A 25,261-nucleotide genomic window follows, 5' to 3' on the forward strand; every position below is an offset into this window, starting at 1 on the left:
GACGGTGCCGGCGGGCCAGGGGGCGTCCCGGGCGACGGGGGCCAGGGCGTCCTGGATCAGGTCCAGCAGCTCGGCCTCGGACGCCTCGCCGACCGTGCGGGCCGGCGCGGGCCGCCCGCCCGCGGACGCCGTGCTCGCCGGAGTGCTCACCGGCGCGAGCGCGAGCGGACACCGGACCCCTGCGCCGCGGCCAGGGCGGAGCGGAACTCGCGGTGCCGCGCCGCCTCGGCGTTCACCGGGTCCACCACCAGCTCGCGGCCCACGCGCACCGCGGCCTCCTCGAGCCGACGCCGGGCGCGGCGGCCCCGGGACGCCGCCGTCAGGCGCGTGAGCGGCACGGCCAGCAGGGCCAGCAGCAGGCCGAGGGCCAGGCCGCCGATCAGCAGCAGCGTCGGGATCGGGAAGCCCTGGGTGGTGGGCGCCGGCGGCAGCGGGAACTGCAGCCACGCGGCGAGCGCGTAGGCGCCGAGCCAGCCGGCCCCGGCCACGGCCACCGCGAGGGCCAGCCACTGGAGCACGTCCAGCACCGGCCACCACCAGCTGCCCCGGCCGGCCTCCAGGTCGGTCCCGGCGATCGCGTGGTCGACGGCGGCGGGCAGCTCATCCAGGTGCTCCCGGCCGGCGCGACGCACCGAGGCGGCCCACGGCTCGGACGCCCCGGCCGAGGCGGAGGTCACGAGGGCGCGCACGGCCCCCTCGACGACGGCCTTCTGCGTCTGGGTGCGCTCCGGCAGGGAGGTCCGGTGCAGGGCGGGGTCCCGGTCCACGGGGTCGCGGTCCCGCCGGGCGACGGCGCGCTCGGGCAGCAGGTGCAGGCGGCGGAGCGGATCCGCGCGGAACGAGTGCATCCAGCGCAGCACGGGCCAGCTCGTCCGCTTGGCCGAGCGCAGGCGGTACGAGCCCTCCACGGCGCGCACCACGGCCGGCACGCCCCCGGCGACGGCGAGATCGCGGCCCAGGCGCGCGGCGTCGTCGTCGCCGGCCCCGGCGGGCTCCCCGGGCCCGGAGGCCTCGTCCAGGGCGCGCGCCCGGGCGGAGACGTCCGCGCCGAGCCGCTCGGCCGCGGCTCCGCGGCGGGAGACGATGGCGGCGATCTGCCTGCCGACCTCCTCCAGCCCCTCGCCCGTGCGGGCGGAGACGGGCAGCACGCGCACGTCCCCCATGCCGTGGCCGGAGAGCATGCGACGCAGGGAGGCGAGGACGGCGTCCCGGTCGGTCACCGTGAGGCGGTCCACCTGGTTCAGCAGCACGAGCGTGACCGCGGCGTGGGAGGCCATGGTCGCCAGGAAGTCGCGGTGGATCACGGCGTCGGCGTACTTCTCCGGGTCCACGACCCACACCAGGACGTCCACATGCCCGGCCAGCCGCGCGGTGACGTCCCGGTGGGAGCGCTGCACGGAGTCGATGTCCGGCAGGTCCAGCAGGATGAGCCCGGTGGCGTCCGCGCCCTCGCGGTGGCCGAGGCCCAGGAAGACGGGGCGGCCGCCGTCGAGCACGGGGGCGTCGTCCAGCAGGTGGCGACGGCGCACGCCGAGCCAGTCCAGCAGTGCGGCGGCACCGCCGCCCTCGCCGTCCAGGTTCTCCCTGCGGCCCACGCCCCAGACGGCCGCCAGGGGCTCCGACGTGGTGGGGCGGGTGGCGGCGACGCCGGCCAGCTCGCGGCCGGTGAGCGCGTTGAAGAGGGAGGACTTGCCGGATCCGGTGGCCCCGAAGAAGCCCACCACGGTGTGCTCGGCGGAGAGCGACTGGCGCTCCTCCGCGGCGCGCACGGCGGCCTGGGCGTCGGCGACGACGGCGTCCGGCAGCCGGTCCCGGGCGAGCTCCGCGGCGGTGCCGAGGGCGTCCAGGCGCTGGGCGAGGGTCGGTGCGGCGGGGCGGCTCATCGGGCGTCCTCCTCGATCGCGGCGTCGGCGGCCTCACGCCGCGGGGCGTCCGGGGCGGCGTCGGGCTGCGGGCCGTCGACGCCGGCGGCCACGCCCCGGCGCAGGGTCGGCACGAGGGCGCGCAGGGCGGCGGTGTCCTCCGCGTCGCGCTCGAGGCGCAGCAGCGGCAGGAAGCGGCCGCCGACCACGTCCTCCAGGAGCACGCGGACGCGCTCGTCGAGCAGCTCGGACGCGCGGCGGGCCATGCGGCGCACGGCGTCCTCCCCGAAGATCGACTCCAGCAGCTTCTGACCGACGGCGGCCGCGCCGCCGGCGATGCCGAGCTCGATGCCGGACAGGCCCGCGGTGGAGGCGAAGGAGATGACCATGAGGGCCACGGCGGCGCCGTTCACGCCGAAGGCGGCCAGGCGCGCGCGGGTGCGGCGGCCGGCGCCCTCCTCCTGGATCAGGGCGAGGACGTCGCCCTGCCACTCCCGGACGAGCGTCGCGGCACGCTCCGAGGTGCCGGCGGGCAGGGAGCCCAGGTCCCGGCCCTCGACCAGCGCGCGGCCGGCGGGCTCGGAGCGCCAGCGGCGCTCGACCTGCTCGACGGCGGAGGCGACGGCCTCCACGAGCACGGCGTGCAGGCCCGTCTCCAGCGCGTCCTCGACCTCCTCGGGCGGGGCCGGGCGGCCGCGGACCAGCGCGCCCAGGCGGTCGCGGACGCGGCCGACGGCGGACTCGAGGCCGCGGAAGAACTCGCCGGTGCCCACGAAGTCCTGCCAGCGGGCGAGCACCTCGCCGCGCAGGAGCGTGCCGTCCGAGGTGGCGCGGTGGACGGTCTCCATGGCCAGCTCAGTCGAGTCCGCGACGATCCCGGCGAGGCGGGCGGCGGTCTCCTGCTGGCCGTGTTCGGCCTCGGCCAGCGCCTCCACGCGCACGGCGAGCTGGGTGAGCACGCCGTCCACGGTGCGGCGGGCGACGGCGGAGCGCGCCTGCGCGTCCTCGGCCAGGGAGGTCAGCCAGGCCCGGAGATCGGCCACGTGCTCGGCCGGGAGCAGGCCGTCCTCGCCGAAGCGGGTCTCGGGAATGACGTGGATGGGCGCCTCGGGCAGGCCGTGCTCCACGAGCATGCGGCGCAGGTCCGGCGCGATCGCCTCCCCCGCCCCCTGGGGCACGCGGCCGAGCACCACGGCGACGGTGATGTCCCGGGCGGCGGCCTGGTCCAGGAGCTCCCACGGCACGGCGTCGGCGTAGCGGTGGGCGGTGGTGGTGAAGATCCAGAGGTCGGCGGCCTCGAGGAGCTGCCGGGCGAGGGCGCGGTTCTGGTCGGCCACGGAGTCGATGTCCGGGGCGTCGACGATCGCGATGCCCTGCGGCAGGGACGGCTCGGCCACCAGGGCCACCGTGTCCATGGCCTGCGAGTCCGGCTCCACGGGCCCGGCGGAGGCGGAGCGGTGCACGGTCACGCGCGCCAGGTCGGGGAGGACGCGGGAACCGGTGAACCAGTGGGCGTCGTCGGGGTGGTGCAGCAGCAGGGGCTGGCGCGTGGTGGGGCGCAGCGCGGAGGAGCGGGAGACCTCGTGGCCGACCAGCGCGTTCACCAGGGTCGACTTGCCGGCGCCCGTGGAGCCGCCGACGACGGCCAGCAGGGGCGCGTCGAGGGAGTCCAGGCGCGGCAGGACGTAGTCGTCGATCTGGTGGCGGGTGCGCTCGGCCTCGGCGCGGTCCGCCCCGACGGTGGCGGTAGCGAAGGGCAGTTCGAGGGCGTCCAGGTGCGCGCGGACGCGGCGCACAGCCGTGTCCACCCCGATCGGGGCGGCGGCGCTGGGGGAGGTCAGGTCGGTGGATTCCACCCGGACATGGTCTCATGCGCGCGCGTCGCTCCCCCGGTGCACGCCGGAGACGACGAACGCCCGGTCCAGCTGGACCGGGCGTGCGTTCTCACGTGACCCCAGCGGGATTTGAACCCGCGTTACCGCCGTGAGAGGGCGGCGTACTAGGCCGCTATACGATGGGGCCGTACGCGTCGCGCGGCATCACTGCCGTCCGACGACTGAAGACTCCTTCACGACCTGCGTCTCCGAGCAGGCGACGGACTCTCGTCCGCCACACCCGTCACCTGAGAGGTGGTGGGTGCATGCGTGACCCCAGCGGGATTTGAACCCGCGTTACCGCCGTGAGAGGGCGGCGTACTAGGCCGCTATACGATGGGGCCGTACGTCCTCCGCAGGGACTGCGGAAAACTCGGAAATCATGCCTGACTTCCTGAATCCCGTCAAGCCGACCGCGTGGCCGACTCTCCGAGACTCGCTGGGGTACCAGGACTCGAACCTAGAATGACGGTACCAGAAACCGTTGTGTTGCCAATTACACCATACCCCACTGAACAGTCAAGCCAAGCCTGACCTCAGTGAATCTTTTCACTTGTCCGCGTGCTCGGATCTCTCCGGCAACGAGTAAGAACTCTACAGCACCTCGCGACCGGATGCCAAATCGGCTCCGGAGCCGGGGAACCACGCCGCCAGCGCGCCGAGTCCGCCGATCGTCCAGGCGCCCTCCGCCGCGTCCCAGCGGCCCTCCTCGCCCCCGTCCGCGGCCCCGGCCCCCCGGCGCAGCCACACCGGGACGAGTCCCGCGGCCCGGGCCCCGCGCACGTCGTGGGACAGGCTGTCCCCCACGCACGCGGTGCGCCCCGGAGTCGTGCCCATGCGACGGCACGCCTCCAGGAACGGCGCCGGATCCGGCTTCGGCGCCCCGGCGGAGTCCGACCCCACGAGGACCGTGATCGCCTCCAGACCGAGCGCGTCCGCCTTGGCCCGCTGGTAGGCCTCCACGTTGTTGGTCACGATCCCCAGCGCCACCCCGGACGACCGCAGCGTCGCCAGGGTGGGGACGACGTCGTCGAACAGGGCCCAGTGGGCGCGGACCCGCACCTCGTACTCGTCCCTCCACAGCGCGGGGTCCGGCTCGGCGACGGCGCCGGGCGCGCCCAGCACTGCGAGGGCGTCCCGGGCCCGGGCCAGCCGCTGGCCGGCGAAGTCGAGCTCCCCGGCGATGTAGCGCTGGTAGTGCCCCGAACGGTCCGCCGCGAAGTGGTCGGCGGCGCGGACGAAGACCCCCGCCTCCGCGGGCGGTGCGTCCGGCCACTGGGCGCGGACGGTTTCGGCGAAGGCCGGGAGCTGCGCGCCGCGCAGGTCGAGGAGCGTGTCGTCCAGGTCGAAGAGCACCCCGTCCACGACGGGCGCGGACGGGGTGCGGGGGGTGCGGATCACGAGCGGGATCAGGCGGCGGCCTGCTCGGCGGCGAACCGGTCCAGGCGAGCCAGGGCCGACTCCTTGCCCAGGATCTCCAGGGACTCGAACAGGGGCGGGGAGACCTTCTTGCCGGTCACGGCCACCCGGACCGGGCCGAATGCCTGGCGGGGCTTCAGCTCGAGCCCATCGATGAGCGCCGCGCGCAGCGCCTCTTCGACGGCCGCGGTGGTGAACTCGGCCTCGTCGATGCCCGCCAGGGCCTCTCGGGCCGCGGCGACGGCCGTCGGCAGGTCCGCCGGCATGCCCTTGAGGGCACCCTCCGCGGTGGCGATCTCCGCGTCCGGGGTGAACAGGAAGGCGAGCATGTCGACGGCCTCGCCCAGCAGCGCCACCCGCTCCTGAACCAGGGGCGCGGCGGCGTCGAGGATCCGCTCCTCGCGCTCCGTCAGCCGCTCCCCCACCAGGCCGGCAGCCTGCAGGTACGGCACCAGGCGGGCGCGGAAGTCGGCCGGCTCCAGCATGCGCACGTGCGTGCCGTTGATGGCCGTGGCCTTCTTCTCGTCGAAGCGGGCGGGATTGGCGAGCACCTTGTGGATGTCGAAGTGCTCCACGAACTGCTCGGGCGTGAAGATGTCCTCGTCCGCAGACAGGGACCAGCCCAGGAGGGCGAGGTAGTTCAGCAGGCCCTCGGGAATGAAGCCCCGATCGCGGTGCAGGAACAGGTTGGACTGCGGGTCCCGCTTGGAGAGCTTCTTGTTGCCCTCACCCATCACGTACGGCAGGTGGCCGAACACGGGCATGTACCGCGCCACGCCGATCGCGTGCAGGGCGCGGTACAGGGCGATCTGGCGCGGGGTGGAGGAGAGCAGGTCCTCGCCGCGCAGCACATGGGTGATGCCCATGAGGGCGTCGTCCACCGGGTTCACCAGCGTGTAGAGGGGCGAGCCGTCCGCGCGGACCACCACGAAGTCCGGCACGGAGCCGGCCTTGAAGGTGATCTCCCCGCGCACCAGGTCGGTGAAGGTGATGTCCTCGTCCGGCATGCGCAGGCGCCAGACCGGCTGGCGGCCCTCGGCCTCGAACGCGGCGATTTGCTCGTCCGTCAGGTCCCGGTCGGCGCCGTCGTAGCCGAGCTTGGGGTCCCGACCGGCGGCCCGGTGGCGGGCCTCCGTCTCCTCCGGGGAGGAGTAGGACGGGTAGATGTGGCCGCCGGCCTTGAGCTTCTCGATGACCTCGGCGTAGATCCCCCCGCGCTGGGACTGCCGGTACGGCTCGTGCGGGCCGCCGACCTCGACGCCCTCGTCCCAGTCGATGCCGAGCCAGCGCATGGCCTCGAGCAGCTGCTGGTAGGACTCCTCCGAGTCGCGCTTGGCGTCCGTGTCCTCGATGCGGAACACCAGCGTCCCGCCGGTGTGCCGCGCCCAGCCCCAGTTGAACAGGGCGGTGCGGATCAGGCCCACGTGGGGGGTGCCGGTCGGCGAGGGGCAGAAGCGCACCCGCACCGGGGTGTCGGCGTCCACCTGGGGCACATCGGCGAAGGGGGCGGGGGCGTTCTCGGACACGGGAGAGGTGGCGTCAGTCATGGTGCCCCCGAGTCTACGCGGGGGGCGCCTCAGCGGCGCAGGTGCGTGAGCAGGGTGCCGATGCCCTCGACCTCGCACTCCACCCGCTGGCCGGCCTCCACCGTGCCGACGCCGGAGGGCGTGCCGGTGAGGATCACGTCGCCGGGCAGCAGGGTGAAGGCCTCGGAGATCGCGGAGACCAGCTCCTTGACGCCGAAGACCATGTCCGCGGTGGTGCCGTCCTGGCGGGTCTCGCCGTCGACCCGCGAGCGCACGGCCAGGCCGCCGGCGGCCTCCACGTCCAGCCCGGTCTCGATCCACGGTCCCAGGGGGCAGGCGCCGTCGAAGCCCTTGGCGCGGGCCCACTGCAGGTCGGTGCGCTGGGCGTCGCGGGCGGTGAGGTCGTTGGCCACGGTGTAGCCGAAGACCACGTCGTCCACGCGCTCGAGGGGGACGTCCTTGCAGATGGTGCCGATGACGACAGCGAGCTCGGCCTCGTAGGAGACCTCGTCCGACCAGCTGGGCAGGGTCACGGGCTCGTTCGGGCCGACGACCGAGGTGTTGGGCTTGAGGAAGAACTGCGGCGAGGTGGGGACCTCGTTGCCGAGCTCCTGGGCGTGCGCGCGCCAGTTGCGGCCGACGCCCACGACCTTGGAGCGCGGGATGATCGGGGCCACCAGGCGCACGTCCTCGAGGCGGTGCGTGGTGGAGGTCGGCTGGATCCCGTGGAAGAACGGGTCGCCCTGCAGAGCGGTGACGGTCAGCTCGGAGGCATCGGCGTCCGCCGGGCCCTCCACGATGCCGTAGGTCGGTTCGGCCTGGTCCACGAAACGGGCGATGCGCATGGGAGCCAGCCTAGGCCACGCCACAGATGTCGTGGTGAAAGCGCAACGGCAGGCCAGGGCTAGTTGGCTGGCGAATGAGCATGGAACCTTCCAACTGGATGCATTGAGAACAGCTGGAGCCGATTCGGGACGGCCGAAATGGGGGCGCCGTGCGCAGACTCACTCGCATGCCTTAACCGGACAGATCGGACTACACCAGCCAAAGAACAGACATCGTCAAGCCTAAGAACGGCAATCCACCGATGGCCCCACGACGAATGCGAGCTGCAGGATTCCTCAGAAAAATCGCACGGATGAACGCCCAGTGACTCGTGATACGCCTCAGAACGACCCAGGCACACAAATTAAACGGCAAGCTCAATTATCTGAACCTATATACGCGGTTCTGAACAACGTGCCGGCGGGATCCTTGGACAGATTCACCAGCAATAGGCATCGGCTACGAGTGCCGACAGGTCCCACTCAATCTCGCTCGCGTATGCCACGGCGCACAGCGTGGCCTCGCCTCAACTACGTTCCGTCGCGGTCGAATTGGCAGTAGCACTTATAGGCAGTGCACTACCATCCAAACTCTACCGCCAGGTGGCGCCAAAGCCTCCCCGGGCAAGATGGGCAGCTCATCCTCCAACCAACAACGGGCGACCGCGAACTACCCGCTCAGCACCAGCCTATTGGCTGTACTCAAATTCTCGGCCCCGCAGTGGAGGCACCGCGCCACTCCAAAAATGAATGTGCCCGTCTCTCCGGCCCCACGCACCCGCGCCCCGCGGCGGGACAGAGGTAGAGACACCCACCGCGTTTCAGGAGCATGGATCCACATGGCACCTTCGACGGGACGAGGCGACGGGAACCCGGCACCATTTACGGAATGGCGCGGCAAGAAACCCATGGATATGGATAAGCCCTCTGCGGATTACAGGGACGACAACGCAAAGCGGCGTCGGCGACAAGAGGTGAAATTCGAACGCCCTCCCTAACTTAATCCATTACAGCTAGCCCGTTAATCGGTCGCCACACGCCAGGAGCAAGAATCACCATGGCAGCCACGGGCGATTGATTCCATGACGAACCGCGCACCTCATGCCGTGTCGCTCACCCCGCCCGAAACGGAGACCGCAAAATGCACCAATCCCTGACACGAATCCGACACCCACGCGACAAGCCAAGCCAAACATCAAGAAGAAGTCTAGACCCTGCGAAAATCGACACGCCAAAAGCAAAGAACTCCGCCGCTCAAAGCCAGGCAGGACCAGGCAAGAAGGCACAAGAGGGCCGCCCCGTTGGAAAGACCGGCATCCGACATGGACCAGGCCCAGTCGAAATCCAGCGGATCTACTGCTGCATCGACGAGCGAACCGGGGACGAACCTCGAAATGGTCTTAGCGACGTCGTTCGAACTGAACGCAGAAAGAACACCGGGCGCAATGAACATGAGCACTGCCATGACAAGGATCGACACCGTCACGGAACGAACTATTGCCGCCATACCCACAGCGAGCGAAATGATCAGTGCGGCAGAAAGGACAACCGCAGTCAGCTCCCGCCACAAATCGCCTCCCCCCGTCCCGGGCCCAAACCCGCGCGAATTGAGAACTGCAAAGGCAATCCACCGGGATGCTAAATAAGAAGTAATGATTAGTAACAGCCCAACGACCAACATGACACTGAGCTTGGCCCATAAAATATTTAGCCGCCCCGCCGCGTAAGAAAAGGTAAACAACCCCGTGCCTGTCGTAAACTCAGAGGCCACCTGTAGAGTGGCAACCACACCCAGGACAAAAAGGGCCAAAACAATGCCGCTGGAAGGGACTTGAAGAGACAAGTCGTACAGCGAGACAGCCCCGTCCCCCGGGAGGAGCGCCTCCGGAGACCCCAGTTCCTCAGCCAGGCCGAGAGTGACAAATGAGGCCGCCGCGGCCGAACCCACAGCCAACAAGGCGGAAAAGATCGCGGTCGCCCACCACGAGCGCACCGTAAGAAACTTTCGAAATTCTGCCTTCATACTCTCATTCATGATCCAGCTGCCCCCGCATGGCCGCGAAATAGAAGTCCTCTGCTTGCATATCTACGATTGAGAAGGGGGGAAGTCGCACCCCGGCGGAAGCGGCGGCGTCCATTAGGACGTGCGGTCGCACCAAACAATTAACACGGCCGGATCCAGCGCTGACACGGGATACATTCATGTCCTCCAATAGCGCGGCCACCGAAGGAACAATTTCTCCTTCAAGCTGGACAATTCGCTTCTTACCGCGTTCCACAAGTGAATTAACTTCAGAATCGAGAATAATCCTTCCGGAGCTGATCATGACAACCCGGTCGGCGACACCGAAGACTTCACTAATTTGATGTGAGGACACCAGAACACAACGCCCCTCGGCTCCCCACCTGAGTATCGTTTCACGCAACCACACGACACCCTCGGCATCCAACCCATTGAGGGGCTCGTCGAGAACAATGTTGGAAGGATCTCCGATGAGTGCCGAAGCAATAGAAAGACGCTGCTTCATCCCAAGCGAATATTTACCAACCAAGGTAGTTCCTGCATCCGATAAGCCGGTCTCGTGCAAGACCGTCTGGGCGTCCTTCTTAGAGGCGCCAGCATAGTCGGCCAATATCAAAAGGTGCTGAAGACCTGTGCGCTTGGGATGAAAGGCGTCGAGATCCAGCGAAATACCCATACTGCGTGCAGGGACACGGGCACTCGCGTGCGGCGTCCCATTCACTAGAACCCGACCCTCATCAGGCTGATCCACATTGGCGACAATCCTCAGCGTACTTGATTTGCCAGCACCATTCGGTCCCAAAAAACCGGTAACTTGCCCATCCGGCGCACGGAATGACATGTTGGATAAAATCTCCCGGCCAGACTTTCGCTTCGTCAACTCAAAGCATTCAATCATTCGTATCCACTCCCTACAAATACTCCCGAAGGTGAACTTCAATAAATGGGTCGCCTCGGTAAATTTTGGACACCCGGTCAGAGTGCCTCCGTGACACTGTAGCAACGGGCAGACCCAAACCCCAACCGTCCTGGTCCCGCATGACAACCGGTGATGGCAAACCGAACGGGTCCAAGGCCGCCAGCGTGTAGACATCGATCCCAACTAGTTTGCTCACCGTTTCATAAATTGCGATTCTGAATGCTTCAGCACCCCGGCCACCCTGCAGTTTACGACAAGCCTCAGACGCGGACTGTGCGTCAGGCATGTCCAAGATTCTAGCTACGAATCGCGCGCCAACGACGTTTCGACGTTGCTCATCGTGGCGTGCGAGCCGATTTGACACACCCGAGACCCAATGCGGCGAGCAGCCGAGCCTGGCTACCCGCCACCACATATCCCAGTCCTCCAACCCCCAGGCGAACGGAGACCAGCGTCCGGCGTCTTCCTGAATAGTCCTCGCCATGACGACCCGGCTAGGCTCAAACAAGGCGTTAAGAGCCTGCAATTCTTCCGACCATGTAATACTTGACAGAGGAATTCCAGGGGATTCGATGGTCCCACTGGCGATATCGCTGTACTCAGCCCCCGAAACTACCCACTGAGCAGCCTCGTCACCCGTGCACAGCAATGCCCGCTCCAGCCAGCACGGGTCGAACTCATCATCATGATCAAGATACGAAATATAGCGAGAAGAAGAACAGTCTACCCCGTACTGACGGGTGAGCCCAGCGCTACCACTGCGTGGAGCACAAAGAAATTTAAACCGAGGATCGCCGGAATACTTACGGCTCGCTCTATTGAAGTAATCCCCAGGATCCCCGTCACTTACAACCCAAACGTCGAAATCAGCAAGCGTCTGCACAGCAATTGATCTTAGTGTAGATTCGAGTCGTTGACCTTTATAGTAGGTTGGGATAATGACAGAAACAGCAGGCAACTCGGATCACCGACCAAAAATAGTCTGCATTACAGACACAATGAGCGGAACTGTCTCTCCCGAACGCGTGGCAACCCCTCCATTACATTCCTGCGAACGCGCCGTGGGATTAAGGACGCCGACTGTGGATTCAACGGACAGATCCATAGGAACCATAAATGAATAATCTAGCGGCGCCTCCCCTTGATCGATCGAGGTCACCTTCGCATCGCCGCAATAAATGGGCGCAAAGCCATTGGAGTGAAGCTGATACGAGTCACCCAATTCAATTCCAGATGCACCGAGTGCTGCGGCGCTCAAGTACATCCCCCCGTTCGGACCCCGCCACCACATGGCCCCTTCAGAGCGAGTAACAGGAAGCGCGAGAAGCGTAGTGAATACAGCAATTATCCCTAGGGTGGCTGCCCATTGTCGAAAAGTGCTCACAGACTGTCTTCGAGCCTCGCGAAGCCCCCCACGCACCCAGGACGTACACACAACGCCGAACCACCCTAGAAGAAAGAGCAGCAATGACCCGCTGATCAGGGGGATCGAGGCGAACAGAGAGATCACGTACCACGACGCAAAAATAACACACGTCGCTACAGAAATCCACGCGCACAGCCCGAAGAGTAGGAGACGACCGTCATTCTCGTCTTGGTTAGAGACCGAAGTCCCGAACAGACGCCCCCTGAGACGTGCGGACAGGGTCGTGAGCGCGCTTTGCATCAAAAACGGCTTTTCGCGATACGCGACGAGCGCAACATAACCGTCGAATTTCAGAAACGGATAACAATTCACCATTGCTTGAAGATACGCAAGAAGCCCGGTAGTGGCCAAAAAGGGGACGTCGAACCTCCAACCGATGATGCTAAAAATTCCCCCCATAGAGGCCTGTGTAATAGGGCCTGCAGCCGCCACCCAGAAACGAGCGCGGCGATTCGAAAGTGCCCAGGACAACGATACATCACAGTAAAACGCTGGCATAAAATAGATTATCATGAACCCCATGGAACGGGGCCGGCCCCCCTGTGCGCTCAGGGTGACCGCGTGGGCGAGTTCATGGACTACATTCACGCACAGGAGAAGGGCGAAGACACCCACCAGCTGAATCGGCTCAACCTGATAGGCGAGAAACGATTTCACGTCCGATCCATAAAAGAAGAGTGAAACAATTCCGAAGACAATCAACAGCATCGAGAGCCAAAAAAAGGACCCGGCGGGCATCCAACGTAGGCTCCGCCAGATCGCTCGAGAGACTTCATCGGAATCTTGAACAATCTGAAACTGAATGCGCAGTGAATCCAATCGCCGCACTCGTGGTCTTCCAACGGCAGAGCTGTGGGGGACATCGGTTGATAGAACTCCGGCGGACACCAACTGAGCCCTGGTCGTCCCTATCAACTCGGGCGTCCATCGGTCGTCCAAAGGGAAAGACGCAGCTCCTTCTACCTCAGACTTGATGAAGTAACCCAAGTCATATCCAAGGCGTCTTATGGTTCCATCGGGGGATTCCAGAACCCAGTAATTCGTCTCGCCGTCGTCGACGTCGGCGGGGATGAGTCTTCCGATCAAAAAATAGTTTTGCATATTGTGATGCCTTCTGTCCAAGTACTCGGGTGCGGACACGACAGTGTCCGCACCCGAGTGATATCTGTGGAATCAGAGATCAAGTGGCGATGACGGCAGCGCCGACAGCCCAGTAGGCACCAGCGGCGCCCACGCCAATCGCAGCGCCGACCCCGAAGCCCTCCCAGAAACCGGGGGCCTCCAGGCTCTCGAGCTCATCCATCGTAAGAATCAGCGGAGTAGTCGAATCAATAGCCAATGTTTTCACCCCCCCTCAGAGTTCGTTCACAACGTCGTCACATCAGGTCAGCGCAAGGGCTCCGCCCAGGTAAACAAGGCCGCCGCCAACAACCACCCCTGCGGCGACACCACCGGCGGTGGACCAGAAGCCGGGAGCCTCAAGGCCCTCCAGTGCGTCCATGGTCAGATCCAGCTGTGACATCGTCTCGTTCATCACTGCGTTTGTCATTCGTACTCACCTCCTTTCGTGTACAGAGGCAGGATAGCCGATCTCGAACAGAGAATCGAGCCGTACTGCTCGTCCCGGCCACAGCTTCTTCCTGGTGCAACCGCGCTGTCGACCATCTTTCATCTCTTGTTCATCTGAACGGCTCGCGAACCCGCCCACCTGAGCAACCCGCTCTGGAGCCTTTATTCACGCCCTGACTCGCGGTCAGGGCATCGAAAGGTCGCCTTTTAGCGCGAGGTGCAGCTCCTCAGTGCACCACTCTTCACCCGGGGCGACCAGGGTCGCCCATCTCTCGCGGCATTGCCGTATAGCTCGTCGAGCAACGTCAGCAGGGGGTTGCCAATCTGAGTTTGCGTCTAGGGACTTCAAAACCCCTTGTAGACCATTGGAACTCTCCGTAAGACGACGTCCCAGAGCATCGAGAGATGCAACGTTTCCAAAGACATCCTTACCCATCGAGCCAGCCACAATCTCCCGCCGCCACAAATTCCGCGCCAGGTAGTCCGTTGCGGTCATCTTAGAGACCCGTGCCAAAGTCGATAGTTCATTAGCTAGGTACCAAAGACGATGGCTAAAACTCTTCCGAGTCGATCGAAGGTCCAGACGGTGCAAGGATCCCGATACCGACAAAATGGTAGACCATTCGCGCCTCAAATCCAGTGTTCCGGCCAGACGTTTCCGCAGAATCGAAATGGACTGCTCTTCAACCTCCGTTGGAAGGGTCGGGCAATCCATCAATAGCGGACCCGCGAATCGGTAGAGCATCTCACGTAACCCTTCGTCGATCTGCCGATGAGTCATCGATAAGGCAAATTCGCTTAGCGAGGTGGACGATCGCGGTCGCAGGGCGGCCCCGACAATAAGGACCCTCATCTGCTGATCTATTTTATGGTAAATGGCCACATCACTGGCATGGCTGCCCGTTCCAAAATTTGTTGGAATGACGTCCAGGGGCGTGCGTCCCACCTCTGCACCGGTAGGAATAACGATCAATGGTTGTCGAGTGCGGGACTCTAGTACCTGTGGTGTCAGGATGCGATCCGATAGAAGTTTGAGGATTTTGGCGACGTCCATCGCGCTGCCGCCGCCGATTGCGCTGATAGAGTTCCAATCTTGGTCATTCTCTCTAAGAGAGGACCATACTCTTAGCGGATCCGTCCTTCGAGTGACCGGTATCAGCAGCGGGTCTTGCGCTCTCAGCCGTCCTAGAAGCTGTCGGTGGGTATTCAAGATTCCTTCGTCGACAACAACTATGGTTTTCCCGTCAGAGAACGTTGTTAAGTCTCGTCTCCATGACACTCGCAGCCACCTCCACTATTGTTTCAAGATCTTTCCCCGGAGTTATGAGGGGCGGTATCAACTGCACTCCACGGGGCGAGGGGTGAACGAGCACACCTCGGCTTCGTATGTCGTCCACTATGTCAACTACATTTGGTAGAACGTCCATATTGTCCTGATACTTCAGCGTCTGAAATGCACCTGCGCCACTGTTGGTGATCACGGCAGAGGTGACAGTTACCTCATCGCAGAGTTTCTGAAGCTGCCCCCGCACCTCAGCGTGGAGGGCCAGTTGTTCCGGGTCGCTAAGAATGGCACACGAGACCATCGCCGCCGCTGCAGCTAGAGGATGGCCTGCTCCCGTCTCCGCCTGCCATATGCCCGCTTCGGGAGCATGGGACAAGGCCGCAGTAACTCTTTCCCCGAGCAGAACTGCTCCTCCGGGCACCGTGCCGTTGGTCAGCCCTTTGGATACGACCAGCAGGTCGGGCACTAAGTCCCACTCTTCGGAGGCGAACCGTTTCGATACGCGGCCAAATCCCGTGGCCACCTCATCCACAATGACCAGCACCCCGCCCGCCTGCAACTCTCCAATCGTCGCTAATGCTTGAGACGTGAGAGGAATCGTGCCCGTACCAGCCACCGGTTCGACAATGATGGCCGCAAGCCGGCGAGCGAGCGGGCCGACGGCCTTCCTGTCGATTTCGTCATTTAGGGACAGACGCACGGTTTCCCCGTACGGTACGCCGTAGAACCGTCGGTCATAATCCTCATCAGTCACCGACATGGTTCCGATGGATACACCATGATATGCGTTGGAATTGGCGGCGACATGCCTACGACCCATTTCTCCCTGGAGTGCATGGAATACTCTAGCAATCTTAATCGCCGCTTCAACTCCCATGGCTCCACCAGTACTCCACACTACTCTGGAATAAGGATCCGTTGTAAGTGCGAGTAAGGATTCTGAGGCGTCGTCCACCGTGTTTGAGGAGTATCTGAAATTAGGATAATAACTCAGAGTCTCCAACTGGCGCGTAAGAGCATGTCTGTACTCATGACGCCCATAGCCGAAATTGACGTTCCATAGCCCACTGGTTGCGCAGATACGTTCATTGCCGTCGGCCATTAGCACGCGGTTCCCTCGTGCACTCACCGCCGTCGTTTCCGGGCCGTTTGGCCGTCCATACGCGGTAAGCGCGGGCCAGTTCGCCTTGGCGGTGCCCGCGCTCATTCCGGCCTCCCCACAAGAATGCGAGTGGTTCCAAAGACGCTACCATCCGCGATTTCTGACACGTCCTCGACCTTTACACCCGCAATTTTGAAATCAGTGAACAGATCGGCTTCGGAGAGGATTTTCACCCTGTGATGCATCACCATTTTTGATACCGCTCTTCCGTCAAGTTCATGCGGCATGATGTATATGTCTCGCGCGTCACCACTCTGCACTTCTTCCTCTACAAGCGTTATTGATGCTCCAATTGATTCGAGTTCAAAATGCATTTCTTTATGAGCGGAGGCCCTCGGCGTAAACTGTGTAACCGCGACCAGCCCCTGTGGTTTTGTCACGGAGGACATGGAGTGAAGCACAAACACACGCTCTGGCTGTTCAAACAGGGTGATACTTGACGCCCCAATAAATGTTGCATCATACATACCCGGGTAGGTTGAATCTCTAGAGGAAATGTCTTGACACGAGACAGTCAACCGGTCGGCCAGCGAACTTCTCCTCGCCGCCTTTTTTGAGAGTAGGTGAAGCATCTGAGGGGAGTTGTCCACGGCGTAGACCCTATTCCCCCGAGCCAGCAACGGAAGGGTTAGGCGTCCGTCACCGCATGCGAGTTCCAGGACTTCGCCTCGAGGAAGAATCGAGAGAAGAGCACGAACCTCGGAATGGTCCCCGGTAGTCATCGCCTCATAAATTAACGAACCCATGTGACCATACATTGGCTCGAATTTGTAATTCTGTGCCTGCAAATTGCGACCATACGGACTCAGAATAGTTTCCCTATTCTCACCCATGGCTTACCTTCCCGGTGCGGGGGGAGATCGTCAAACGCCTCGTGGCGACTGATAGGGTGATATCTTCACCGACCACACCCGAAAAATCCTCCACCACAATTGAATCGGCCCCAACGCTCAACTGCATCGCCAACGCTCGGACCAAGTCCACCGTTTCCAGGAATCGTCCGCAGCCCTTGGCATCCAACTCACGCGCGGAGTCTTCACTAGTTGAGCAGTTGTAGAGACAGGTGCGGTCGGAGTCAAAATTGGGGCCAATTACTGTCGTGCGCCTCCCACCATCTTCATCGACGACCAGGCGCCTATCTAGGCCACCGCACTCACCTCGACCAAGTCCGCACTGGTCCCCCACTTGCACCAGCGGATTTGTCAAAAGACCGCTCAAGCGATGAGCGTCAGCGAAAGCCTCGATTTGCTCCGCCAATGCCAAATGGTCGTCCTCACTTTGAACTCTAAGAATGGTTGGGTTGATCACCGGGAGATACTCAGCACCAGCGAATGCCTCGAGCTGGATGAGTACTTCATTCCCGATAGCGACCTCAGAGAAAGATTCATATCCACTGGTTGCCGTAGTCTCTAAAGTGGCTGGAGTGTCGTTGGCACTAGAGACATAGGTAAACGTCGCTGGGTCCCGGTCAATGTGCAGGACCGCGCTCTTCAGTGTCTGTGTGAGCAGATCCGTACCCTTAAAAAATTCGAGACAGATCTGGCCCTTGCTGATGTCGCTCATCGTTCTCCTACCTGCGTAGTGATATTCAACTGTCTGCTTAGGTGAATGCACCTTACCGGTACGGTTATCTTAATTCTAGGAATGACACCGACAACACCGTCGAGTAGTAAGGTGACTTGGCCTAAACTATCTTATGGAGTGACGAAAATTTCGTCCGTGTCCGTTGCTTGCTTGAAACCTCCGGCCAGTTCCACCTGCCCATCCAGCTGTAGTTCAGCTGTTGTTGCGGATATATGCGATGCTAACGGCGGCAACCACCAGGCCGATGATGATGATCATTGCAAGAGCCAACCAAGGCATTTTCATGCTCTCCCTCTTAGTGACGTAGAAGTGGCGTGTGCGTCTTCTAGTATACACGGACACCAGTGTCCTGGCGGGACCAACCCCGTTGACCAGGCAAGTCAGTTCGATGCCTGCTCGCCCCGCACGCTGCCACGTCCCTTTTTGGTCTAGACCCGGTCGTGGGGGCTACTCGCGCGACGGTGCAGGCGTGATTTCTGGCAGGTGTCACAGCCAGTACCGGTTATGGAAGGGATGTCCCTCAGTGCCCAGTTGAGGGGGGTGCCTACGCCACGGTGCGCAGAGGATCTTGCCGCACTCGTAGCGCCTCCACACACGCTCTCTCGCTTATCTGTTCTGGACGTGGATGCCCGGTCCCCGGTTTCCGCCGCTAGATGTAAGAGGTCATGACGTTGTTGACACCCACGGGGGCCAACGAGGCCGGTGGAGCATCTCCGCAGGAGGTATGCGGCCGATGGTAGTTGTAGTGATTCACCCACACCTGAAGGGCCTCACGCCGAGCCCGCTCTGAGCCGTAGGGGCGGGCGTAGAGGACCTCGTCCACCATCAGCCGGTTGTACCGCTCGACCTTCCCGTTGTGACGAGGGGTGTAGGGGCGGATCCGGTGGTGCCGGCCTCCGAGCGAGACGACCTTCCGGGTGAAGTCCACGGCCCGGTAGTTGTTCCCGTTGTCCGTGACCACCCGGTCGATCTGGATGCCATGGGCGGCGAAGAACGCGCGGGCCCGGCAGAAGAACCCGATCGTGGTCACCGCCCGCTCATCCTCCAGCGCCTCCGTGTACGCCAGCCGGGTGAACCCGTCGATCGCCGAGTGCAGGTAGGTGTACCCCACCCGCGCCCCGGGCCCCCGCTTGGAGGCACGCCCTGCCTCACTGTCTCTTCCGTGGGCGCGCCAGCCTCCCCCTTCAGGGATGCGTTCGATCTTCTTCACGTCCAGGTGCACCATGTGCCCTGGAGCCCGGGCGGTGATCCTCTGCGGTCGTCGGCGCAGGTCCTCACCCGTGGGCGCGAGGTCTCGCAACCGGGAGATCCCGGCCCGGTGCAGCCACCTCCCCACGGTGCGAAGACACACAGTGTGGCCTTCAGAGACCAGGTGGTGATGGATCCGGCGGGCGGACCACTTCCGGCCCCGGCGCAGGGCCTGGAGCTCGGCCACCAGGACCGGATCGAACTGGGCAGGTGAACGGTGCGGCCGGCTGGGCAGGTCCTGAAGGCCAGCTTCTCCCTGGGCGCGGTAGCGGGCGACCCACGTGGCCACCGTGGGCCGACTGACGCGCAACTCGGCGGCGACATGGGCTTGCGGGATCCCGTCGTGCAGGTGGCGTTGGACCATGCGCAGTCGGCCGGTCGGGGTCAGGGGTGCGTTAGCGTGAGTCATGAGCGGGTCTCTTCTGGCAGGTGGGTTGTGTAGGAACTTCCATCCTGCGGTAGAGGCCCGCTCGTCTCATCTCAGCCCGTACCCCGTGGCAAGAACCTCATGACCCACAACAAAGGTTCGGGTGGCTGGCGTCCCGGACCTCGACTTGCCGCCGGTAATGTGGCTTGGCGGACATGGGTCCGCGAGAGGCACCGGCGGCTGTTCGCGAGGTCCTCAGTCTCCCGCAGTGACCCGGGCTGCGTCGGCTAACTCGCGTGTAACCCGGTCGGCACCGGAAGGGTACCAATACTGCCGACTATCTCGCAGGCCGCCCTAAATGTACTCCCGCCCTGCGCACGACGACGGCCCGCCCCCCTCGCGGGGACGGGCCGTGGGTCGGACGCGGAGCCGCGCGTCGCGGGCGGGCTCAGGCCAGGCGGTGAAGCCAGCCGTGGCGGTCCTCGACGGTGCCGGCCTGGATGCCGAGCAGCTCCTCGCGGATCTTCATGGTCATCTCGGTGCCGCCGGCGGACTCGATGACGTCGTCGCCGTCCAGGAGGCGGCCGATGGGGGTGACCACGGCGGCCGTGCCGCACGCGAAGACCTCGGCGATCTCGCCGGAGCGCACGCCCTCGGCCCACTCGGCCAGGGTGATGCGCCGCTCCTCGACCGCCAGGCCCATGTCCCGGGCCAGCTGCAGGATGGAGGAGCGGGTGACGCCCTCGAGGATGGTGCCGGTGAGCTCCGGGGTGACGATCCGCCCGTCCCGGAACACGAAGAACACGTTCATGCCGCCGAGCTCCTCGACGGAGTCGTCGTGGTACTGGTCCAGGAACACCACCTGGTCTGCGCCCTGCTGGGCGGCCTGCAGCTGCGGCAGCAGCGAGGCGGCGTAGTTGCCGCCGGTCTTGGCCGCGCCCATGCCGCCGCGGCCGGCGCGCGCGTACTCGCGGGAGACCCAGATGCTCACCGGCTTGAGCTCGCCGCCGAAGTAGTTGCCGGCCGGCGAGGCGATCACCATGTACCGCACCTGCTTGGCGGGCCGCACCCCCAGGAACGCCTCGGAGGCGAACATGAACGGGCGCAGGTACAGGGACTGGCCGTCCCCGGAGGGCACCCAGTCCCGGTCCGCCGCCACGATCTCCCGCAGCGAGCCGAGGAACAGCTCCTCCGGCAGCTCGGGGAGCGCGAGGCGCTGCGCGGAGCGGTTCAGGCGGGCCGCGTTGGCCTCCGGGCGGAACGTCCACACCGAGCCGTCCTCGTGCCGGTAGGCCTTCAGGCCCTCGAAAATCTCCTGGCCGTAGTGCAGCACCGCGGCCGAGGGGTCCAGGGAGATCGGTCCGTAGGGCTCCACCCGCGCGTCGTGCCACGCGCCGCCGTCCTCGTCCCACGTCCAGTCGATGGAGACCATGTGGTCCGTGAAGACGTCACCGAAGCCCGGGTTCTCCAGAATCTCGGCGCGCTCGGTCTCCGAGAGCGGGGACAGGTGCGGCTGACGCGTGAACGCGGACTCGGTCACGGGACTCTCCTCGGACTGGGCGGACGGGGTCGGGTCCATGGTAGGCCCTGACGTGTGGTGTGGGTCTCAGAGGCGCGCAACGACGTTGGCGCCCACCTCGGCGGTGGACCCGCGCTCGGTGCCGCGCTCGGCCAGGTGCCCCCAGACGGCCCGGGTCAGGCGGTCCGCGGCCCCCTGCTCCCCCACGTGCTCGAGCAGCAGGCCCGCGGAGAGGATCGCCGCCACGGGGTCGGCGATCCCCTGGCCCGCGATGTCCGGGGCGGAGCCGTGGACGGGCTCGAACATCGATGGTGCAGTGCCCTCCACGTTGATGTTCGCCGAGGCGGCGAGCCCGATGCCGCCCGTGATCGCACCGGCGAGGTCCGTGAGGATGTCCCCGAACAGGTTGTCCGTGACGATCACGTCGAAGCGGGCGGGATCGGTGACCAGGACGATCGTGGCGGCGTCCACGTGCATGTAGTCCGTGGTCACCTCGGGGAACTCGGCCGCGACCTCCTCGAACGTGCGCCGCCACAGGTGGCCGGCGTGGACCAGGACGTTGTGCTTGTGCACCAGCGTGAGGCGTTTGCGCTCCGTGGCGGCAGCGCGGCGGAAGGCGTCCTGCACCACACGGCGCACGCCGTGGGCGGTGTTGACGGAGACCTCGGTGGCGATCTCATGCCCGGTGCCGGTGCGGAGGGCGCCGCCGTTGCCGACGTACGGGCCCTCGGTGCCTTCGCGGACCACCGTGAAGGCCACCTCGCCCGGCTCAGTGAGAGGGCTGGAGATCCCCGGGTAGAGCCGGGCCGGGCGCAGGTTCACGCCGTGGTCGAGCGCGAAGCGCAGCTTCAGCAGCATGCCCCGCTCGATCAGCCCGGACGGGATCCGGGTGTCTCCGGGGGCGGCGCCGACGGCCCCGAAGAGGATCGCGGCGTGGCCCCGCAGCGCCTCGAGCGTCTCGTCCGTGAGGGCCTCGCCGGTGGCGAGCCAGTGCTCCGCGCCGAGCGCGTACTCCGTCAGACGGGGTGCGGGGCGGCCCTCGGCGGCCAGGGCGGCCTCGAGCACGGCCACGGCCTGCTCGGTGACCTCCGGGCCGATGCCGTCACCGCCGATCACGGCGATGTCCAGGGGTGCGGACGGGGACGCGGCGGGGGGGCTCGGCTGTGCGGTCATGCGAGCCAGGATAGGAGTGGCCTCGCCACATGGCCAGGATCCGGACACCTGGTCTCGGATCCTGGACAGCGCACGGGGCCCGGACGGGGTCGGAGCGGGCAGTTCAGGCCTCGGTCGACTCCTCGTGCCGGGGGAACACGCCTTCCGGTCTCGGCAGGGCCGTCCCCGGCACCAGGTCCTCGGCGAAGGCCGCGAAGGACCGCGCGCCGGTGCCCGAGGCGCCGGTGCGGCCGGCGTCGCCGGCGGCGGGCACGCCCAGCAGGTCCAGCAGGCGCGTGGCCGAGCCCGGCATCACCGGCTGCACGAGCAGCGCGACGCGGCGCACGGCCTGCAACGTCACATACAGCACGGTGCGCATGCGGGCCTCGTCGGTCTTGCGCAGCACCCACGGGGCCTGGTCCGCGAAGTACGCGTTGACCTCGCCCAGCACGCGCCAGGTCTCCTCGAGGGCGTCGTGGAAGTCCTGCACCGCGTAGGCGGAGCGGGTGCGCTCGAGCAGCGCGTCCACCTGGGCCAGCACCGCGCGGTCCGCGTCGGTCAGCTCGCCGGGCTCGGGGACGGCGGCGCCGCAGTTCTTGGCCACCATGGACAGCGAGCGCTGGGCGAGATTGCCGAGGTTGTTGGCCAGGTCCGCGTTCTTGCGGCTCACCACGGCCTCGTGGCTGTAGGAGCCGTCCGCGCCGAACGGGAACTCGCGCAGCAGGAAGAAGCGGATGGCGTCCAGGCCGTACCGGGCCACCCATTCCCGCGGGTGCACCACGTTGCCCAGGGACTTGGACATCTTGGCCCCGTTGTTGTTCAGGAAGCCGTGGATCATCACACGCTTCGGCAGCTCGATCCCCGCGGACATGAGGAACGCGGGCCAGAACACGCAGTGGAACCGGGAGATGTCCTTGCCGATCACGTGGACGTCAGCGGGCCAGAACCGCCGGAACGACTCGGAGGACTCGTCCGGGAAGCCGACGCCGGTGAGGTAGTTCGTCAGCGCGTCCACCCACACGTACATCACGTGGTGGGCGTCCGAGGCGGCGCCGTCCGCCGGCGCGGGGACGTCGATGCCCCAGTCGAAGCTGGTGCGGGAGATGGAGAGGTCCTCCAGGCCGCCCTCGACGAAGCGGATGACCTCGTTGAACCGCGAGCGCGGGGCGGCGAACTCCGGGTCGTCCCGGTACAGGGCCAGCAGCGGCTCCTGGTACTTCGAGAGCCGGAAGAACCAGGACTCCTCCTCCGTCCAGGTGACCTCGGTGCCGGTCTCGGCGGCGTACCGCTGGCCGTCCTCGCGGACCTCGGTCTCGTCCTCGTCGAAGAAGCGCTCGTCGCGCACGGAGTACCAGCCGGCGTAGCGGTCCAGGTAGACGTCCCCGTTGGCCTCCATGCGGCGCCAGATCTCCTGGGAGGCACGGTGGTGGTCCTCGTCCGTGGTGCGGATGAACCGGTCGTAGGAGACGCCGAGCACCTCGTCGTCCATGGCCTTGAAGGCGGCGGAGTTGCGGGTGGCCAGCTCCATCGGCGTGACGCCGAGCCGCTCCGCGGTCTGGGCCATCTTCTGGCCGTGCTCGTCCGTGCCCGTCAGGAAGAACACGTCGCGGCCATCGAGGCGCATGAAGCGCGCCAGCGCGTCCGCCCCCACCACCTCGTAGGCGTGGCCGATGTGCGGCTCGCCGTTCGGGTAGTGGATGGCCGTGGTCACGTAGTACGGGGCGCGGGTGTCAGTCACGGTACGCCAGTCTACCGGTGGGGACGACGACGGCCCCGGTCCCGCGCGGGCGGGTCCGGGGCCGTGGGAGCCGGGCTCGGGGCCCGGCCGGTCGGCTCAGTCGGCCAGGTTGACCTCGGCGGCGCGGTCGGCGTCGATGGCCGCGGCCAGGGTGGGCGCGGTGCCGGGGGCGAGGGCGGCGTCGAGGGTGAGCACGGCCAGGGCGGAGCCCTGCTCGTCGCGCGAGACGTCCATACCGGCGATGTTCACGCCCTGCTCGCCGAGGGACTGGCCCAGCACGCCCACCACGCCCGGGCGGTCGGCGTAGCGGAAGAGGAGCATGTGCTCGGCGAGGGCGACCTCCATCTCGTGGCGGCCGACGCCCACGAGCTTCTCCACCTGCTTGGGGCCCGTCAGCGTGCCGGTGACGCTCAGGCGCTCGCCCTCGTCCGTCACCGCGGCCACGGTCACGGTGTTGCGGTAGGAGCCCGCCTCGGCGGCGGTGGTCAGCTGGCCGCCGACGCCGCGCTGCTCCGCCAGCACGGGGGCGTTGACGTAGGAGACCTGGTCGGAGACGACGTCGGTGAACACGCCCTTGAGGGCGGCCAGGCGCAGGGCCTTCACGTCGTGGACGGCGATCTCACCGGCCACCTCGACGTCCACGGAGGCCAGGGAGCGCTCGCCGGCGAGGGCGCGCAGCACGCGGGCGAGCTTCTCGGCCAGCGGCAGGCCGGGGCGCACGTCCTCGTGGATGACGCCGCCGGCGACGTTCACGGCGTCGGGCACGAGCTCGCCGGCCAGGGCCAGGCGCACCGACTTGGCGACGGCGACGCCCGCCTTCTCCTGGGCCTCCGCGGTGGAGGCGCCGAGGTGGGGGGTGACCACGGCGGTGTCGTGGCGGAAGAACGCGAGGTCCGTGGCGGGCTCGGAGGAGAACACGTCCACGCCGGCGCCGGCGATGGCCCCGGACTCGAGGGCGCGGTCCAGGGCGTCCTCGTCGATCAATCCGCCGCGGGCCACGTTCACGATGAAGGCGGTGTCCTTCATGGTCGCGAACTGGGCGTCGGAGATCATGCCCACGGTCTCCGGGGTCTTGGGCATGTGGACGGTGATGAAGTCGGACTGGGCGAGCAGCTCGTCCAGGTCCAGGAGGGTGGCGCCGAGCTGCTGGGCGCGGGCCGCGCTGATGTACGGGTCGTAGGCCAGGATCTCCATGCCGAAGGCCTTCATCCGCTCGGCCACGAGGGCGCCGATGCGTCCCAGGCCGATCACGCCGAGCTTCTTCTCGAACAGCTCGACGCCGGCGTACTTGGAGCGCTTCCACTCCCCCGCCTTCAGGGCCCGGTTGGCCGGGGCGATGTTGCGTGCCACGGACAGGATGTGGCCGCAGGTCAGCTCCGCGGCGGAGACGATGTTGGAGGTCGGGGCGTTGACCACCATGACGCCGGCGGCCGTGGCCGCGGGGACCTCCACGTTGTCCAGGCCGACGCCCGCGCGGGCGATGACCTTGAGGTCCTTCGCCACGGCGATGGCCTCGGCGTCCATCGTCGTGGCCGAGCGGATCAGGACGGCGTCCACGCCCGGGAGGTCGGCCAGCAGGCGGGCGCGGTCGGCGCCGTCGGTGTGGCGGATCTCGAAGTCGGGGCCCAGGGCCTCGACGGTGGCGGGGGAGAGTTCTTCGGCGATCAGGACGACGGGCTTCGCGGCGCTCACGACGGGCTCCTTCGGGGGGCGGGGGCGGACCTTCCGGTGGCTCGACCCTAGCGGAATGACTATGTGCGCCCC

At 65.8% G+C, this 25,261-nt stretch carries 20 protein-coding genes and 3 tRNA genes; all 23 read right to left on the reverse strand.

The window, feature by feature from the left end; all coding sequences use genetic code 11:
• Positions 1–146: 146 nt before the first annotated feature.
• Complete coding sequence (locus MHY29_RS03520) at positions 147–1,883, reverse strand: GTPase (RefSeq protein WP_239238237.1); 1,737 nt, start codon at positions 1,881–1,883, stop codon at positions 147–149.
• The gene (locus MHY29_RS03525; RefSeq protein ID WP_239238238.1) at positions 1,880–3,718 is read right to left on the reverse strand and encodes a dynamin family protein; all 1,839 of its coding nucleotides are present in this window, start codon (positions 3,716–3,718) and stop codon (positions 1,880–1,882) included. The genes MHY29_RS03520 and MHY29_RS03525 overlap by 4 nt, the downstream gene beginning before the upstream one ends.
• Before the next feature lie 93 nt (positions 3,719–3,811).
• Positions 3,812–3,884, reverse strand: a tRNA-Glu gene (locus tag MHY29_RS03530).
• Positions 3,885–4,007: 123 nt separating this feature from the next.
• Positions 4,008–4,080: transfer RNA gene (locus MHY29_RS03535), tRNA-Glu, on the reverse strand.
• A gap of 95 nt (positions 4,081–4,175) precedes the next feature.
• Positions 4,176–4,247, reverse strand: a tRNA-Gln gene (locus tag MHY29_RS03540).
• Between the two features lie 83 nt (positions 4,248–4,330).
• Positions 4,331–5,137, reverse strand: a complete 807-nt coding sequence (locus MHY29_RS03545; RefSeq protein WP_239238239.1) for an HAD family hydrolase — start codon at positions 5,135–5,137, stop codon at positions 4,331–4,333.
• Positions 5,138–5,145: 8 nt separating this feature from the next.
• Positions 5,146–6,702, reverse strand: a complete 1,557-nt coding sequence (gltX, locus tag MHY29_RS03550; RefSeq protein WP_239238240.1) for a glutamate--tRNA ligase — start codon at positions 6,700–6,702, stop codon at positions 5,146–5,148.
• Between the two features lie 29 nt (positions 6,703–6,731).
• Positions 6,732–7,526 carry a fumarylacetoacetate hydrolase family protein gene (locus MHY29_RS03555; protein WP_239238241.1) on the reverse strand — a complete coding sequence of 265 codons (795 nt, stop codon included), beginning with the start codon at positions 7,524–7,526 and terminating at the stop codon, positions 6,732–6,734.
• A 1,186-nt stretch (positions 7,527–8,712) separates the two neighbouring features.
• Positions 8,713–9,528 carry an ABC transporter permease subunit gene (locus tag MHY29_RS03560; protein ID WP_239238242.1) on the reverse strand — a complete coding sequence of 272 codons (816 nt, stop codon included), beginning with the start codon at positions 9,526–9,528 and terminating at the stop codon, positions 8,713–8,715.
• 4 nt (positions 9,529–9,532) lie between these two features.
• On the reverse strand, positions 9,533–10,468 hold the full coding sequence (locus MHY29_RS03565; RefSeq protein ID WP_239238243.1) for an ABC transporter ATP-binding protein: 936 nt from the start codon (positions 10,466–10,468) through the stop codon (positions 9,533–9,535).
• A complete protein-coding gene (locus tag MHY29_RS12460; protein WP_370643437.1) occupies positions 10,440–11,405 on the reverse strand; it encodes a glycosyltransferase family 2 protein in 966 nt (321 codons plus the stop codon). Before MHY29_RS12460 ends, MHY29_RS03565 begins: the two co-directional genes overlap by 29 nt.
• Positions 11,406–11,411: 6 nt before the next feature.
• On the reverse strand, positions 11,412–12,611 hold the full coding sequence (locus MHY29_RS03570) for a hypothetical protein (RefSeq protein WP_239238244.1): 1,200 nt from the start codon (positions 12,609–12,611) through the stop codon (positions 11,412–11,414).
• Positions 12,612–13,053: 442 nt separating this feature from the next.
• Positions 13,054–13,176 (reverse strand): hypothetical protein, encoded by a 123-nt coding sequence (locus MHY29_RS12465; protein ID WP_370643438.1) that lies wholly within the window; start codon positions 13,174–13,176, stop codon positions 13,054–13,056.
• A gap of 78 nt (positions 13,177–13,254) precedes the next feature.
• The gene (locus MHY29_RS03575; RefSeq protein ID WP_239238245.1) at positions 13,255–13,422 is read right to left on the reverse strand and encodes a hypothetical protein; all 168 of its coding nucleotides are present in this window, start codon (positions 13,420–13,422) and stop codon (positions 13,255–13,257) included.
• A gap of 204 nt (positions 13,423–13,626) precedes the next feature.
• Entirely contained in the window at positions 13,627–14,721 is a 1,095-nt protein-coding gene (locus tag MHY29_RS12470; protein WP_370643439.1) for an iron-containing alcohol dehydrogenase, read from the reverse strand.
• Complete coding sequence (locus MHY29_RS03580) at positions 14,687–15,934, reverse strand: aminotransferase class III-fold pyridoxal phosphate-dependent enzyme (RefSeq protein ID WP_255718509.1); 1,248 nt, start codon at positions 15,932–15,934, stop codon at positions 14,687–14,689. The genes MHY29_RS12470 and MHY29_RS03580 overlap by 35 nt, the downstream gene beginning before the upstream one ends.
• On the reverse strand, positions 15,931–16,677 hold the full coding sequence (locus MHY29_RS03585; protein WP_239238246.1) for a class I SAM-dependent methyltransferase: 747 nt from the start codon (positions 16,675–16,677) through the stop codon (positions 15,931–15,933). Before MHY29_RS03585 ends, MHY29_RS03580 begins: the two co-directional genes overlap by 4 nt.
• Positions 16,678–16,714: 37 nt before the next feature.
• Positions 16,715–17,452, reverse strand: coding sequence for a hypothetical protein (locus tag MHY29_RS03590; RefSeq protein ID WP_239238247.1), 738 nt, complete (start codon positions 17,450–17,452; stop codon positions 16,715–16,717).
• Positions 17,453–18,122: 670 nt separating this feature from the next.
• Complete coding sequence (locus MHY29_RS03595; RefSeq protein WP_239238248.1) at positions 18,123–19,130, reverse strand: IS481 family transposase; 1,008 nt, start codon at positions 19,128–19,130, stop codon at positions 18,123–18,125.
• A gap of 406 nt (positions 19,131–19,536) precedes the next feature.
• Entirely contained in the window at positions 19,537–20,628 is a 1,092-nt protein-coding gene (locus MHY29_RS03600) for a branched-chain amino acid aminotransferase (RefSeq protein WP_239238249.1), read from the reverse strand.
• Between the two features lie 66 nt (positions 20,629–20,694).
• Entirely contained in the window at positions 20,695–21,780 is a 1,086-nt protein-coding gene (locus tag MHY29_RS03605; protein ID WP_239238250.1) for a 3-isopropylmalate dehydrogenase, read from the reverse strand.
• 103 nt (positions 21,781–21,883) lie between these two features.
• On the reverse strand, positions 21,884–23,497 hold the full coding sequence (gene metG / locus MHY29_RS03610) for a methionine--tRNA ligase (RefSeq protein ID WP_239238251.1): 1,614 nt from the start codon (positions 23,495–23,497) through the stop codon (positions 21,884–21,886).
• Between the two features lie 96 nt (positions 23,498–23,593).
• Positions 23,594–25,189, reverse strand: a complete 1,596-nt coding sequence (serA, locus tag MHY29_RS03615; RefSeq protein WP_224355197.1) for a phosphoglycerate dehydrogenase — start codon at positions 25,187–25,189, stop codon at positions 23,594–23,596.
• Positions 25,190–25,261: the final 72 nt, after the last annotated feature.

It is taken from the genome of Micrococcus sp. ACRRV (genome assembly GCF_022346985.1).
Lineage (GTDB): Bacteria > Actinomycetota > Actinomycetes > Actinomycetales > Micrococcaceae > Micrococcus > Micrococcus porci.

Coding starts and splice junctions, on each gene's coding strand:
- MHY29_RS03580 (WP_255718509.1), bottom strand. CDS start 15,934: ATGAGCGCGGGCACCGCCAAGGCGAACTGGCCCGCGCTTACCGCGTAT.
- MHY29_RS03595 (WP_239238248.1), bottom strand. CDS start 19,130: ATGACTCACGCTAACGCACCCCTGACCCCGACCGGCCGACTGCGCATG.
- MHY29_RS03520 (WP_239238237.1), bottom strand. CDS start 1,883: ATGAGCCGCCCCGCCGCACCGACCCTCGCCCAGCGCCTGGACGCCCTC.
- MHY29_RS03590 (WP_239238247.1), bottom strand. CDS start 17,452: ATGAGCGACATCAGCAAGGGCCAGATCTGTCTCGAATTTTTTAAGGGT.
- MHY29_RS03605 (WP_239238250.1), bottom strand. CDS start 21,780: ATGACCGCACAGCCGAGCCCCCCCGCCGCGTCCCCGTCCGCACCCCTG.
- MHY29_RS03570 (WP_239238244.1), bottom strand. CDS start 12,611: ATGCCCGCCGGGTCCTTTTTTTGGCTCTCGATGCTGTTGATTGTCTTC.
- MHY29_RS03575 (WP_239238245.1), bottom strand. CDS start 13,422: ATGACAAACGCAGTGATGAACGAGACGATGTCACAGCTGGATCTGACC.
- MHY29_RS03555 (WP_239238241.1), bottom strand. CDS start 7,526: ATGCGCATCGCCCGTTTCGTGGACCAGGCCGAACCGACCTACGGCATC.
- gltX (WP_239238240.1), bottom strand. CDS start 6,702: ATGACTGACGCCACCTCTCCCGTGTCCGAGAACGCCCCCGCCCCCTTC.
- MHY29_RS12465 (WP_370643438.1), bottom strand. CDS start 13,176: ATGGATGAGCTCGAGAGCCTGGAGGCCCCCGGTTTCTGGGAGGGCTTC.
- MHY29_RS03560 (WP_239238242.1), bottom strand. CDS start 9,528: ATGAAGGCAGAATTTCGAAAGTTTCTTACGGTGCGCTCGTGGTGGGCG.